Origin of the sequence: Ventrimonas faecis, from assembly GCF_040096075.1 — a bacterium.
Taxonomy (GTDB): Bacteria; Bacillota; Clostridia; order Lachnospirales; family Lachnospiraceae; genus Brotaphodocola; species Brotaphodocola faecis.
In genome coordinates this window covers 82,247-95,365 of record NZ_JBBMFJ010000010.1, presented here as the reverse complement: position 1 = coordinate 95,365, position 13,119 = coordinate 82,247, and the positions used below count along the sequence as shown (strand labels likewise).

At 48.1% G+C, this 13,119-nt stretch carries 12 protein-coding genes; 9 read left to right on the top strand and 3 right to left on the bottom strand.

What is annotated here, in order from left to right; translation table 11 throughout:
* Positions 1 to 75: 75 nt before the first annotated feature.
* Positions 76 to 1,413, bottom strand: coding sequence for an MATE family efflux transporter (locus WMO41_RS06780; RefSeq protein WP_349229095.1), 1,338 nt, complete (start codon positions 1,411 to 1,413; stop codon positions 76 to 78).
* A gap of 196 nt (positions 1,414 to 1,609) precedes the next feature.
* On the opposite strand from WMO41_RS06780, the gene WMO41_RS06775 reads away from it, so the two are divergent.
* The 5 genes from WMO41_RS06775 to pdxT all read left to right on the top strand — a co-directional run bounded on the left by WMO41_RS06775 (position 1,610) and on the right by pdxT (position 8,281).
* Positions 1,610 to 2,425, top strand: coding sequence for a MerR family transcriptional regulator (locus tag WMO41_RS06775; protein ID WP_349229094.1), 816 nt, complete (start codon positions 1,610 to 1,612; stop codon positions 2,423 to 2,425).
* A gap of 457 nt (positions 2,426 to 2,882) precedes the next feature.
* Positions 2,883 to 5,513 (top strand): cation-translocating P-type ATPase, encoded by a 2,631-nt coding sequence (locus WMO41_RS06770; RefSeq protein ID WP_349229093.1) that lies wholly within the window; start codon positions 2,883 to 2,885, stop codon positions 5,511 to 5,513.
* On the top strand, positions 5,503 to 6,645 hold the full coding sequence (locus tag WMO41_RS06765; protein ID WP_494338431.1) for an AI-2E family transporter: 1,143 nt from the start codon (positions 5,503 to 5,505) through the stop codon (positions 6,643 to 6,645). Before WMO41_RS06770 ends, WMO41_RS06765 begins: the two co-directional genes overlap by 11 nt.
* Positions 6,646 to 6,837: 192 nt before the next feature.
* Positions 6,838 to 7,713 carry a pyridoxal 5'-phosphate synthase lyase subunit PdxS gene (pdxS, locus tag WMO41_RS06760; protein ID WP_349229091.1) on the top strand — a complete coding sequence of 292 codons (876 nt, stop codon included), beginning with the start codon at positions 6,838 to 6,840 and terminating at the stop codon, positions 7,711 to 7,713.
* A 1-nt stretch (position 7,714) separates the two neighbouring features.
* Positions 7,715 to 8,281, top strand: a complete 567-nt coding sequence (gene pdxT, locus WMO41_RS06755) for a pyridoxal 5'-phosphate synthase glutaminase subunit PdxT (protein ID WP_349229090.1) — start codon at positions 7,715 to 7,717, stop codon at positions 8,279 to 8,281.
* A gap of 84 nt (positions 8,282 to 8,365) precedes the next feature.
* Here the strand turns inward: pdxT and WMO41_RS06750 are convergent, their stop codons facing one another.
* Together WMO41_RS06750 and WMO41_RS06745 are read right to left on the bottom strand one after the other, a co-directional pair.
* Positions 8,366 to 9,025 (bottom strand): YczE/YyaS/YitT family protein, encoded by a 660-nt coding sequence (locus WMO41_RS06750; RefSeq protein WP_349229089.1) that lies wholly within the window; start codon positions 9,023 to 9,025, stop codon positions 8,366 to 8,368.
* Positions 9,026 to 9,102: 77 nt separating this feature from the next.
* Positions 9,103 to 9,585: a YcxB family protein gene (locus WMO41_RS06745; RefSeq protein WP_177291322.1), complete on the bottom strand. Its 483-nt coding sequence runs from the start codon at positions 9,583 to 9,585 to the stop codon at positions 9,103 to 9,105.
* 348 nt (positions 9,586 to 9,933) lie between these two features.
* Here WMO41_RS06745 and WMO41_RS06740 point away from each other — a divergent pair, with 348 nt between their 5' ends.
* From WMO41_RS06740 to WMO41_RS06725, 4 genes are all read left to right on the top strand, one after another.
* The gene (locus WMO41_RS06740) at positions 9,934 to 10,644 is read left to right on the top strand and encodes a gamma-glutamyl-gamma-aminobutyrate hydrolase family protein (RefSeq protein ID WP_349229088.1); all 711 of its coding nucleotides are present in this window, start codon (positions 9,934 to 9,936) and stop codon (positions 10,642 to 10,644) included.
* Positions 10,645 to 10,763: 119 nt separating this feature from the next.
* Entirely contained in the window at positions 10,764 to 11,621 is an 858-nt protein-coding gene (locus WMO41_RS06735; RefSeq protein WP_349229087.1) for a transporter substrate-binding domain-containing protein, read from the top strand.
* Positions 11,622 to 11,708: 87 nt separating this feature from the next.
* A complete protein-coding gene (locus tag WMO41_RS06730; protein WP_349229086.1) occupies positions 11,709 to 12,389 on the top strand; it encodes an amino acid ABC transporter permease in 681 nt (226 codons plus the stop codon).
* Positions 12,373 to 13,119 carry an amino acid ABC transporter ATP-binding protein gene (locus WMO41_RS06725; RefSeq protein WP_349229085.1) on the top strand — a complete coding sequence of 249 codons (747 nt, stop codon included), beginning with the start codon at positions 12,373 to 12,375 and terminating at the stop codon, positions 13,117 to 13,119. The genes WMO41_RS06730 and WMO41_RS06725 overlap by 17 nt, the downstream gene beginning before the upstream one ends.

Here is a 13,119-nt window from a genome sequence, read left to right as displayed (position 1 = left end):
AAATCGGTCTGCAGGCGCGTAGGTAATGGAAGCCACTACCTTTTTTGTGCCTGAGACCGATTGTTTCCGATACTATTAATGAAAGTAATTCTGCTTTCCCTCTACATAGAAGTACTTCCTGTGCATCCCGATGCACAGCAGCAGTGTCACAAATTCTGCCACCGGAATGGCCAGCCACGCTCCATTGACGCCGAAGAATTGAGGCAGCACCAGCAGTGAGATCACGGTGAAGAGCAGGGTGCGGCAAAAGGAGATGATGGCGGATACTTTTCCGTTGGACAGGGCGGTGAAAAAGCCGGAGGAGGCAATGTTAAAACCGCTGAATAAAAAGTTATAGGCAAAGATTCCAAATCCGGTCACGGCCAGTGCGTAGGTTCCCGGATCATCCGTGAAGATGGTTACAATGCTGGTAGAAAGGTAGACCGCAGCAAAGGCTATGATCACAGAGGAGATGCTGACGAACAGGAAGGAAATCCGGTAAATGCTTTTCAGCTCTTTGCGGTTTCTGGCACCGTACTGGTATCCCGCAATCGGGCTGATGCCAATGGAAAAGCCCAGATAAAAGGCATTGAACAGAAACTGTCCGTACAGCAGGATTGTGATGGCGGCTACTCCGTTTGGTCCGGCCAGGCGCATCAGGATGATGTTGAACAAAAAGGTGATTACGGCGTTGGAAAGCTGGTTGACCATCTCGGAGGAACCGTTGTAGCAGGCCTGGATCAGTTCTTTTGTGTGCATGGTGAAGCGGGTTAAATGAAGCGTATGCTTCTGGTTCAGGAAAAAGACTAGTCCGGCCAGGGCCGGGACCATCTGTCCCAGTCCGGTAGCCAGGGCGGCTCCGGCAATGCCAAGGTTGCAATACACGATCAGCGCATAGTCCATCCCCGCGTTGATGACACCGGCAATCATGGTGAGAAACAGCCCAAGGTGCGGGGCTCCGGCGGTTACCAGGTAGGACTGGAACAGGGTCTGGAGCATGCAGGCCGGGGCGAAGGTCATGAGGACGGTAAGGTAGGTGCGGCAGTCTGCTAACAGCAGATCGTTGGCACCGAGCGCGCGGCTGATGAAATCCGGGAACAGATGGGCCAGGATGGACGTCAGCAGGCTTAACAGAAATCCGGCCAGAGTAAACAGAGAGAGACATTCTTTGGCCAGCTGCTGTTTGCCCTCGCCCAGATACCGGCTGATGACTGCGTTGCCGCCAGTGGCCAGCATGGTGCCTATGGCAATGACCACGCTGGCTACCGGGTAGACGATGTTTAAGGAAGACAGGGCATTGCTGCCAATAAAACGGGAGATGAAGATGCCGTCCACAATGGTGTAGAGGGACATGAACATCATCATAATAATAGAAGGAAATGCGAATTTCAGCAGACTCCATGGGGAGAAATGCTGACTGATGGATGTACTCATAATCAAAAACTCCTTATAAAAATGGAAAATAACTTGAAAAATTTTATGACCTTTGAGAGAATAAACCATAGGGTTACCCGATAGTCAAGAAGTTTGGATATATTTTTTACAATAATGGAGAGTCCGTTACTGTTTGCACAATGTAATAGCAGCGAGAGTTCGTAAAAAGTCAGGACAGAGCGAAGGGGGAACGCATATGGACCGTAATTTGTATATGACCACAGGAGAATTTGCCGCGCTGATGGGCGTCTCCAAACACACCTTATTTCATTACGATGACATTGGCCTGTTTTCCCCGGAATATGTGGCGGAGAATGGCTACCGCATGTATTCCCTCTATCAGCTGGAGACACTGGAAACCATTCTGATGCTCCGGGATCTGGGCATGCCGCTGAAGGAAATCCGGCAGTTTCTGCAGGTGCGCAGTCCCAAAGAACTGCTTCGGATCTTTACAGAACGGGAACAGCAGATTGAGCAGGAACTTACCCGGTTAAAAACGATGCGGGGGTGGATCCGGCAGCGGCGGAAAAAGATCAGCATGGTCATGCAGCAGGATTTTTCGGAAATCGGGATCCATCATTTTCCGGAGCGGTATTATCTGATCCGCCAGATTGACGGAACATCGGAGAAGGATTATATGGAAAAAACCAACCGGCTGATTCTGGATTTTAAACATGCGGAACAGCGCAATGATTATGAGGTGGCATATCTGCAGTACGGAAAAAATCTGTCCAGGCAGATTTACAATGCCTATGACAATGTCCTTCTTCTTCTGGAGCAGAAACCACAGCACATGGAATACCGGATCATGCCGGAGGGCGATTACCTGACGGGATTTCATGTGGGACACTGGAAGAACATCGGGGAAGCCTATGAGCGCATGGAAGATTACCGGAAGAAACATGAGATCCAGACAGATACGGTGTATCTGGAGCGCGATATGGTGGATCAGCTTGCGGTGACAAGTGCGGAAGAGTATGTGACGGAAATCGCGGTCCGCATTATGTCATAACACAATCTAAAGCCTTTATTTATCAGGCTGGAGCGACTTTTCAATTTCGTAGCGATATGTGCTATATTTTATCATGTGGCAGTTGATTTGATTTCTTTGGTGCTTTTTATTATATTCCGCATCTTAGATTTGGAAATGAATTCGATATCGGTATGAAAGCCAAAATGGGCATGGCTGAACTGTTACGATCGACCAGGCAATTTCTGGTTAAGGGCTTGACAGAGTGAATGCTTTTGATATATGATTATATCCTAAATAAAAGGGAGTAACCTACACTTGGTGATCTGTGTTTGTGGTGTCGTCAGTACGATGGAAACATCCGGTGCCACAAGAAAATGGTGAGACTTTTATTGCATGTTTTATGCAATAAAGGTTTCTTTTTTTTCATTATCGAAGAAATTCTTCATTGCATAAGAGATACAATTGGTAAGTATTTAGAAAAAGGAGGAAGAAGATAATGAAAAAAATATACCAACAGACGGTAGAAGAAGTTTTGGATCGTGTAAAAAGCAGAGAATCAGGTCTTACAGATGAAGAAGTAAAAAGGTCCAGGGAAGCCTGTGGCTGGAATGAGCTGACTGAAGGAAAAAAGAAAAGCATCCTGCAGATTTTTGGTGAACAATATAAGGATTTCCTGGTACTGATCCTGATCGCATCGGCAGTTATATCCGGCATACTCGGAGATGTGGAGAGTGCAGCAGTGATCATGATCGTGATCACCATGAATGCAGTTTTGGGAACTGTGCAGACGGTAAAAGCGGAACAGTCCCTGCAGAGCCTGAAAAAGCTTTCTGGTCCTCAGGCAAAGGTATTGCGCGATGGTGCAGTTGTCCTGCTTCCTGCAAGAGAACTGGTTGTTGGTGATGTGATCCTCTTAGAGGCAGGCGATATGATCCTGGCAGATGGAAGACTGATCGAAAATGCAAGCCTGAAGGTGGATGAGAGTGCTCTTACCGGGGAAAGCCTTGCTGTTGAGAAAAGCATAGATCCAATTTTAGAGGAAGCAGCGCTGGGAGATCGTTCTAATATGATGTTCTCTGGCAGTTTTGTGACATATGGACGCGGCAGAGTGGTTGTAACAGACATCGGAATGCAGACTGAGGTTGGAAAGATTGCGGGACTTTTAAAAACGACTTCAGAAAAGCAGACGCCACTTCAGGTGAGTCTGGAAGAATTCGGAAAGAAGCTGTCGATTTTGATCCTGGTCTTCTGTGGTATTTTGTTTGCGGTCAATGTGTTTCGTGGTGAGAAGATCAGCAGTGCATTTATGTTTGCGGTAGCCCTTGCGGTTGCAGCGATTCCAGAAGCATTAAGCTCGATCGTTACCATTGTTCTTTCCTTTGGGACACAGAAGATGGCAAAAGAGCATGCGATCATCCGGAAACTTCAGGCTGTGGAAGGTCTTGGAAGTGTTTCGGTTATTTGCTCGGATAAAACAGGAACATTGACGCAGAATAAAATGACAGTAGAAGATTATTATATCGATGGGAAACGGATTGCGGCAGCTGCAGTTGATATCTCAGATCCGGCCCAAAGCTGTCTCTTATATGATAGTATTTTGTGCAATGATTCTACCAATGAAAATGGGATGGAGATCGGAGATCCGACGGAAATGGCACTGATCAATCTGGGAAAGCGATATGGGGTCGAGGCTGCAGAGGTAAGAAGGCTTTCCCCTAGAAAAGGAGAAATCCCATTTGACAGCGACCGGAAAATGATGTCAACACTTCACCGGATCGATGGCGAGAATCGAATGATCGTAAAAGGTGCGATCGACTGTCTGATGACACGGACAGAATGGATCTGGACCAGTGCCGGAGTTCGGGAGCTAACGGAGAAGGACAAGGAGATCATCCGACAGCAGAATCAGGATTTTTCAATGGAAGGACTCCGGGTACTGGCGTTTGCTTACCGGGATATTCCGGATAAGCATATATTAACGGCAGAGGATGAGAACCATCTTGTATTCCTTGGACTGATTGCGATGATGGATCCGCCGAGAGAAGAATCAAAGGCGGCAGTTGCAGAATGTATAAAGGCAGGAATCCGGCCGGTTATGATTACAGGAGATCATAAAATCATGGCAGCTGCGATAGCGAAGCGAATCGGTATTCTCCATGATCTGTCGGAAGCCTGTGAGGGTGCTGATATTGAAAAGATGAGTGATGATCAGCTGAAGGAATTTGTTCCCCACATTTCCGTATATGCGAGAGTCTCACCGGAGCATAAGATCCGTATTGTCCGTGCATGGCAGCAGAGAGGGAAAATTGTGGCAATGACCGGGGATGGAGTGAATGATGCTCCAGCATTAAAGCAGGCAGACATAGGTGTTGCAATGGGAGTGACCGGAACCGAGGTTGCCAAGGATGCCGCAGCTATGGTGCTCACAGATGATAACTTTGCAACGATTGTAAAAGCAGTGGAAAATGGACGAAATCTATATCAGAACATTAAGAATGCGATCCAGTTTCTTTTATCTGGAAATTTTGGAGCAATTCTTACGGTTCTTTGTGCATCGGTTTTTGGGCTTCCGCTCCCGTTTGCACCGGTACATCTGCTGTTTATTAATCTTTTGACGGACAGTCTTCCGGCCATTGCGCTGGGAATGGAACCACATCATGGGGAAGTGATGAAAGAAAAACCAAGATCTGCTGACGAGTCAATACTGACCAGAAATTTTCTTAGCAAGATCGGTTTGGAAGGTCTGGTGATTGGCACAATGACGATGATCGGATTTATGACGGGATATCACCAGGACGGTGCGCTGCTTGGAAGCACATATGCATTTGGAACGCTTTGCCTGGCACGCCTGTTCCATGGATTCAACTGCAAATCAGATCATCCAGTGATCTTGACAAAGCAGTTTTTGAACAATCCATGGCTTCTGAGCGCATTTGTACTTGGGGCAGCATTCATTACGGCAGTACTGACGCTTCCGGGACTTCATCATGTGTTTAAAGTGGAGACTCTGGATCTTGTACAGCTTGGTTTTGTATATCTGTATGCATTTGCCAGTATGCTGGTCATCCAATTACTGAAATGGATCCGTATAAAGTTGAGAAAAGGTGGGAAAAATAGTGGATTTTAGCAACATGTCTATGAAAAAACTTCGGGAACTGATCGTGTTTACAGCACTTCTTGTTGTGGCTCTGTGGAAGTTTGATGTTGTGCTCGATGTGATCAGAACGATATGGAACATCGTATTTCCGTTTGCGCTTGGCGGGGCGATTGCATTTGTGATCAATGTGCCTATGAGCTTTCTGGAGAAGAAGCTGTTTGATAAGAGCAAAAAAGGCAATAAGACAGGCAGAAAACTGGCAAGACCGGTCAGTCTCATTCTTACTGTGGTGTTATTGTTTGGTGTGATCGCCTTAGTGATGCTTGGCGTGGTTCCACAGCTGACACGTACCATGGGAAGCCTGATGCTGAGTATCGCTGATTTTATTCCGGAGCTGCAGAACTGGGTCCGGGAATTTTCTCATAATAATCAGGAGATGATGCAGCTGGTAAACCAGCTGCAGTTTGATCCTGACCAGGCGATCAAGTGGGGAATCGGTATTCTGGGAAATGGCGCAGGAAATATGATGAACACGACCGTATCTGCAGTGGGATCGATTGTGAATGGATTAACAACCTTTTTTATCGCCTTTTCGTTTGCCTGCTATATCCTTTTTGAGAAAGAGAAATTACAGCAGCAGATGAAAAAAGTAGTTTTTGCATTTGTTCCGGGACAAAAAGCAGATGCTTTTTTGAAGATCTGTTCCCTAACCTACCGGACATTTGCAAGCTTTCTTACCGGGCAGTGCCTGGAAGCAGTGATACTTGGAAGCATGTTTGTCGTCACATTAAGTCTCTTACGCATGCCATATGCGCTTTTGATCGGAGTGCTGATTGCATTTACTGCTTTAGTTCCGATCTTCGGAGCTTTCATCGGATGTGGGATGGGCTGTTTTTTGATCTTTATGGTAAGCCCAAGGCAGGCAATTTTATTTATCGTTGTATTTTTACTTTTGCAGCAGATCGAGGGTAATCTGATCTATCCACATGTGGTTGGAGGCTCCGTAGGTCTTCCGTCCATCTGGGTGCTTGCAGCGGTAACCATTGGTGGAAATCTGATGGGGATCGTAGGAATGCTTGTATTTATCCCCATGGTATCTGTATTTTATACGATATTCCGGGAAGTTGTATATCTGCGTTTGAAAAAGCGACAGTTGGTTTGATTTCTTTGGTGCTTTTTATTATATTCCGCATCTTAGATTTGGAAATGAATTCGATATCGGCAAAACTGGACTGGTTAAAAACTATAAAACTGGATATTTTAAACATTCCAGATAACCGCTATAATCTCCAACAAGATAACCAATGCGGTCCGGAACGCATATTAAAACGTTTACGCAAAGGAGATTACTGGAATGAATACAGAGAGATACGAATTAAATAAACAGCTGGCACAGATGTTAAAGGGCGGCGTCATCATGGATGTTACCACCCCGGAGCAGGCAAGAATCGCGGAAGAAGCAGGCGCCTGCGCAGTTATGGCGCTGGAGCGCATCCCGGCGGACATCCGCGTGGCAGGCGGCGTTTCCCGCATGAGCGACCCGAAGATGATCAAGGGCATTCAGGAGGCTGTATCCATTCCGGTCATGGCAAAATGCCGCATCGGCCATTTTGTGGAGGCTCAGATTCTCGAGGCCATTGAAATCGATTACATCGATGAGAGCGAAGTGCTTTCCCCGGCGGATGATGTGTTCCATATCGACAAGCGCAAATTCAATGTTCCGTTTGTATGTGGCGCGAAGGACTTAGGTGAGGCACTTCGCCGCATTAACGAGGGCGCTTCCATGATCCGCACCAAGGGCGAGCCGGGAACCGGCGATGTAGTGCAGGCCGTACGCCATATGCGCATGATGAATCAGGAGATTGCCAAGATCACCTCCATGCGCGAGGATGAGCTGTTTGAGGAGGCAAAGGTTCTCCGGGTTCCGTACGATCTGGTTCAGTACGTGCATGACAACGGACGTCTCCCGGTGGTAAACTTCGCGGCAGGCGGTGTGGCTACCCCGGCTGACGCAGCCCTGATGATGCAGCTTGGCGCAGAGGGCGTGTTTGTAGGCTCCGGCATCTTCAAATCCGGTGATCCGAAGAAGCGCGCGGCAGCCATTGTAAAGGCAGTCACCAACTTCAATGACCACAAGATGTTAGCAGAGCTTTCGGAGGATCTGGGCGAGGCCATGGTCGGTATCAACGAGCAGGAGATTGCGCTTCTGATGGCAGAAAGGGGCAAATAAGATGAAGATTGCAGTCCTTGCAGTCCAGGGCGCCTTCATCGAACACGAGAAAAAGCTGGAGGCCCTGGGAGCAGAATGTTTTGAGCTTCGTCAGAAGAAGGACCTGGACACAGAGTTTGATGGCCTGGTGCTTCCGGGCGGCGAGAGCACGGTTCAGGGAAAGCTTCTGCGGGAGCTGGATATGTTTGATGCTTTAAAAGAAAGGATTGAGAGCGGCATGCCGGTTCTTGGAACCTGTGCCGGACTCATTTTACTGGCTGACCAGCTCACCAACGACGGACATGTGTATTTTGGAACCCTTCCGGTTTCCGTGCGCCGCAATGCCTACGGAAGACAGCTGGGCAGCTTCCGCACAGTACAGGAATTTGCCGGAATCGGGGAAGTTCCCATGACGTTCATCCGCGCTCCTTATATAGAAGAAGCGAAGGCGGGAACCCAGGTGCTGGCCGAGGTGGACGGGCACATTGTGGCTGTGCGCAGCAAAAACCAGTTTGGCATGTCCTTTCATCCGGAGCTGGATGCGGACAACCGGATCCATGAGCTGTTTTTAAAAACCGTGGAAGCATAGAAGGATTGGACAAGCAGAAAAGGAGCCGTCGCAAAATTGGTAAATTTTGCGACGGCTCCTTTTCGTATGAAGGGATATTAAGATTTATTCTGCAACGGGTTCAGCCGTACAGATTTTTTTGAGCGGCGCCTCGATCAGGGAACGCCACAGGCGGACCAGCTGGCCAACGCAGAGGGCGTTGATGAGGGTGCCTTCACGCACACCGTTGAGCTTGTGGAACGCGATGAGGGCAACTACCATAGCCATGATGGTCAGGGTGCTGTCGAATGCGACCTTGACGTTGCCGAAGCGGATGCCGGTCTTTTTCGAAAGTTCGCGTACGAACGCCTCAGCCGGAAGCATGATTACATCGGCAATAACCTCGAAACTGATGCCGAGTGCCATGATAACGCAGCCAATGACCAGGTAAACAAAGGATGGACCCCACGGACCGCCGAAGCGGGTCGGGATAAAGCCCATGGCTTTGTCAATGCAGAAGCTGAAGAAGAACGTAACCGGAATCTGCAGCGCCTGCTGAATGGTGAACTTCTTACGAAGGATTGCTTCCAGGACCAGAAACGTCATATTGAACAAAAACGTGTAGGTTCCCATGGAAATGCTGGTGATCAGGCTCAGAACGAACGGAAGACCGGATACCGGTGAAGTACCCAGGCCCGCGCGTGTGATGAAGGCGATGCCGGTGGCGCTTAAGATGACCCCGGTTAAAAACAGGGCATAGCGCCGGATGTAAGTTTGAATAGACATAAATGTAAACCTCCCGGCCTTTATTTTAATCGCAAACAAACTTTTTTTCAAGGCAAATAAATAATTTTTTGGCAAAATTATTGTTTGAGTTCATGTAGAAACTGGATCAGCTCGGCGGAGCAGTTCTTTTTGATGATGATCATGCCCTGATTGGCCGCCGTCATGAGATAAAAATGGGTTCTGGTTTCCACCAGATGGGCAATGCTGCTGTAAGGAACATCAACGGACTGATGGTTGCTGGTCTCCTGAAGGTGATCTTCATAGAAACGCATGACGGAATGCCGTTCCTGCAGCTGGGGATTCGCGTTGTAAACCCTGCGGCACTGGCGCTTGGAAACGTACACAAGTACGAGCGGAATGGCAAATACCACAAGCAGATAGGTAAATGCCGGGGTACCGGGATCCGTGAAGACCCGCAGGAAACCGGAAAAGATCATGAGAATGTAGCATACAGCCAGAATCTTTGGGCGGTATTTGCTGATCCGGAGCGGGACAATCATGTTGAAACGCGTAAATTCTTCCAGGTTGTAATCGGTAAATGTCTGGTACAAAAATTTCATAAGTCAAAGCCTCCTAACAGATTGATTATAGCGAAAATTCCTAAAAATTACAATCTGCATTGTGTATTTTACACAACTTTTTGACTGTGGATACTACAGAAAAAGAATGTGAACTTTAGATAATTAAGAAAAATGCAAAAAAAATAGTTAAGATGGTGTGCAAAATAGAGAAAGTGGCAGGATAAACTTGACTTTTGTAAATCACCATGCTATTATACGTGACAAGACAAAGGGGTCTACATCAGATAAGGAGATGTAGGCCCTTTGTCTTTTCCCTCACAACAAAAAAGATAAATAAGACCCCAAATGCAACCTCAAAACCCTTGCATCGAAAGAAAGGAGATGGACATGATGAAAAAACTGATCGGACTGATTCCTTTGTATGACGATGACAAGGACAGTTACTGGATGCTTCCCGGATACATGAAGGTTCTGGAAGCCTGCGGAGCCCTTCCCATTATGCTTCCGTTAACAATGGACCACGAGGAACTGGATGACTGTTTTCAACTTTGTGACGGCATCCTAATGACCGGCGGCCACGATGTGGATCCTGTCATGTATGGCGAAGCACCAAAGAAAACCAGCGGAATCCCGTGCAGCAGCCGTGACCAGATGGAGGCCTACCTGTTTGAGAAAGCTTTAAAGGAAGACAAACCGGTATTTGGCATCTGTCGGGGCGTGCAGCTTATGAATGTGTTGCTTGGCGGAACTCTGTATCAGGATCTTCCCACAGAACATCCGTCGGAGACGGAGCATCACATGACAGCTCCCTATGACAGGCCGGTACATAAGGTTACGGTAAAGGAAGGAACACTTCTTGCGGACATCATCGGAGCCGGAGAGCATGGGGTGAACAGCTATCATCACCAGGCGGTGAAAGACCTGGCACCGAAGGCGGAAGCCATGGCGTATTCGGAGGACGGTCTGGTGGAAGCTATTTCGGTACCGGACAAAACTTTTATTGCAGGTGTACAGTGGCATCCGGAATTTGCTTTTGAAGAAGATCTGGAATGCAAAGCAATTGTTCAGGCGTTTGTGGATGCCTGCAAATGCAGATAGAATTTAAAGAAAAGAAAAATCAGATCCGAAACCGGCGAAGAAGGCCGTTTGGATAGATGCGCGGCGGCAGATCGTGAAACAGCGAAAAGCAGCAGCGGGAAAAAGAGAGGAGAATTATTATGAAAAAGAAAGCATTGGTTATGGTAATGGCAGCAGCAATGGCAGCAGCAATGACCGCATGTGGCGGTTCCAAGAGCGCAACCGCAGACACCACCGCGGCAGCAGCAGACACCACGGCAGCAGAGACTGCGGCAGAATCTAAGGCAGATGAGACCACCGCAGCAGCAGACACCTCTGATAAGACCTGGGTCATCGCAACCGATACTGCTTTTAAACCTTTCGAGTATACCGATGACAGCGGCAACTTCGTAGGCATCGATATGGAGATCCTCAAGGCGATCGCTGAGGATCAGGGCTTTAAGTACGATGTACAGGTACTTGGCTGGGACGCATCCATCGCAGCATGCCAGGCTGGTCAGGCAGATGGTATGATCGCAGGCGCCTCCATCACCGATGAGCGTAAGAATTCCGGCTGGATCTTCTCCGACGGCTACTACGATGCAAACCAGAGCATGGCAGTTGCAGAGAACTCTGATATTACCGGTTTTGATGATTTAAAGGGCAAGAAAGTAGCAGTAAAGACCGCATCCATGAGCGCAGATTACGCAGAAAGCATCAAGGATCAGTACGGATTTGAAATCACCTACTTTGAGGATTCACCGACTATGTATCAGGCAGTTGTAGGCGGCCAGGTAGCAGCATGTTTCGATGATACCCCGATCATGGCAAGCAACATCAAAGATACCGGCATCGCTATGAAACTGGTAGATGGCACCGGCAACGACCCGGCTGAGTATGGTTTCGCAATTTTCGATGACAGCAAGCAGGAGCTGGTTGACATGTTCAACGCTGGCCTGAAAGACATCAAGGACAACGGCACCTACGACGAGATCATCGCAAAGTACTTAGGCGAGTAATTCAGTTCAGAAATTCAGGCAGGCCCGCATTACGCGGGCCTTGCCGACTGTAACAAGTAAAACAAGAAAAGAAAAGGGTGAGGCATTATGATTAAGATTATCACCACCTACGGACAGCTGCTTCTGATTGCAATGGGACGGACCCTGCTGCTTGCTTTCTTAGGTTTGATATTCGCGTGTATCCTGGGAATGATCTTCGGACTTCTCAGTGTAGTTAAGAACAAGGCATGCAACATCATTGCACAGATCTTCGTATTCGTAATACGTGGTGTGCCGATGATCGTGCTGGCGTTCTATGTATTCTTTGGTATTCCGTATTTGCTCAATACCATTCTGGGAATCGGAAACGGCTTTACGTTGTCAGCACTTCAGGCCGGCGTCATCTGCCTTGCCTTAAACTGCGGCGCTTACATGGCTGAGATCATCCGTGCCGGTATCCAGTCCGTGGATATCGGTCAGATGGAGGCCGGAAGATCCCTGGGTCTTCCATACTGGAAAACCATGAGAAAGATCATTCTTCCCCAGGCAATCCGCACCATGATCCCGAGCATCATCAACCAGTTCATCATTACCGTAAAGGATACGTCCATTCTGTCCGTTATCGGTTTCCCAGAGCTGGTTCTGGCTGCGAAAAATGTACAGGCAGGCACCTTCAAATCCTTTGAAACCTGGACTATTGTCGGCGCCATGTATCTGATCGTCATTACGATCCTGTCTTATCTTGCGAAAATCGTAGAGAGGAGGGTGAACCGTGGAGTCAAACGATAAAGCTGTAAAAATCAAAGTCGAAAAACTTCGCAAATGCTTCGGCGATCTGGAGGTTCTGCGGGATATTTCCACAGAGATCCATGAGGGCGAAGTTGTTGTTATTCTGGGACCGTCTGGTTCCGGTAAATCCACCTTCCTGCGCTGCTTAAACAAGCTTGAGACAGCTACCGCCGGAAGCATTGTGGTAGATGGTGTCGATATTTCGGACAAAAAGGTAAACATGAACAAGGTGCGGGAGAACATCGGCATGGTGTTCCAGCACTTCAATCTGTTCAATAACATGGATGTAATCCATAATCTCATGCTGGCTCCGACGGAGCTGAAAAAAGCCGATAAAAAAGAAGCAAAAGAGCGGGCCATGGCCATGTTAAAACGAGTCGGTCTGGAAGAGAAAGCGGATGCTTATCCGGCACAGCTTTCCGGCGGACAGAAGCAGCGTGTAGCGATTGCCCGGGCTCTCTGCATGAAACCGGACATTATGCTGTTCGATGAGCCGACCTCCGCTCTGGATCCGGAGATGGTTGGTGAGGTACTGGCGGTTATGAAGCAGCTGGCTGCCGATGGCATGACCATGGTCATCGTTACCCATGAGATCGGTTTTGCCCGAGAGGTAGCAGACCGTGTCATCTTCATGGACGGCGGTTACATTGTGGAGGAAGGAACTCCGCAGGAAGTCATTTTAAATCCGAAAGAGGCACGTACCATCAGCTTCCTGAATAAGGTACTTTAA

Bases quoted from the DNA above. Each gene is read 5' to 3' on its own strand.
- WMO41_RS06780 (WP_349229095.1), bottom strand. From the start codon at position 1,413: ATGAGTACATCCATCAGTCAGCATTTCTCCCCATGGAGTCTGCTGAAA.
- WMO41_RS06775 (WP_349229094.1), top strand. From the start codon at position 1,610: ATGGACCGTAATTTGTATATGACCACAGGAGAATTTGCCGCGCTGATG.
- WMO41_RS06770 (WP_349229093.1), top strand. From the start codon at position 2,883: ATGAAAAAAATATACCAACAGACGGTAGAAGAAGTTTTGGATCGTGTA.
- pdxS (WP_349229091.1), top strand. From the start codon at position 6,838: ATGAATACAGAGAGATACGAATTAAATAAACAGCTGGCACAGATGTTA.
- pdxT (WP_349229090.1), top strand. From the start codon at position 7,715: ATGAAGATTGCAGTCCTTGCAGTCCAGGGCGCCTTCATCGAACACGAG.
- WMO41_RS06750 (WP_349229089.1), bottom strand. From the start codon at position 9,025: ATGTCTATTCAAACTTACATCCGGCGCTATGCCCTGTTTTTAACCGGG.
- WMO41_RS06745 (WP_177291322.1), bottom strand. From the start codon at position 9,585: ATGAAATTTTTGTACCAGACATTTACCGATTACAACCTGGAAGAATTT.
- WMO41_RS06740 (WP_349229088.1), top strand. From the start codon at position 9,934: ATGATGAAAAAACTGATCGGACTGATTCCTTTGTATGACGATGACAAG.
- WMO41_RS06735 (WP_349229087.1), top strand. From the start codon at position 10,764: ATGAAAAAGAAAGCATTGGTTATGGTAATGGCAGCAGCAATGGCAGCA.
- WMO41_RS06730 (WP_349229086.1), top strand. From the start codon at position 11,709: ATGATTAAGATTATCACCACCTACGGACAGCTGCTTCTGATTGCAATG.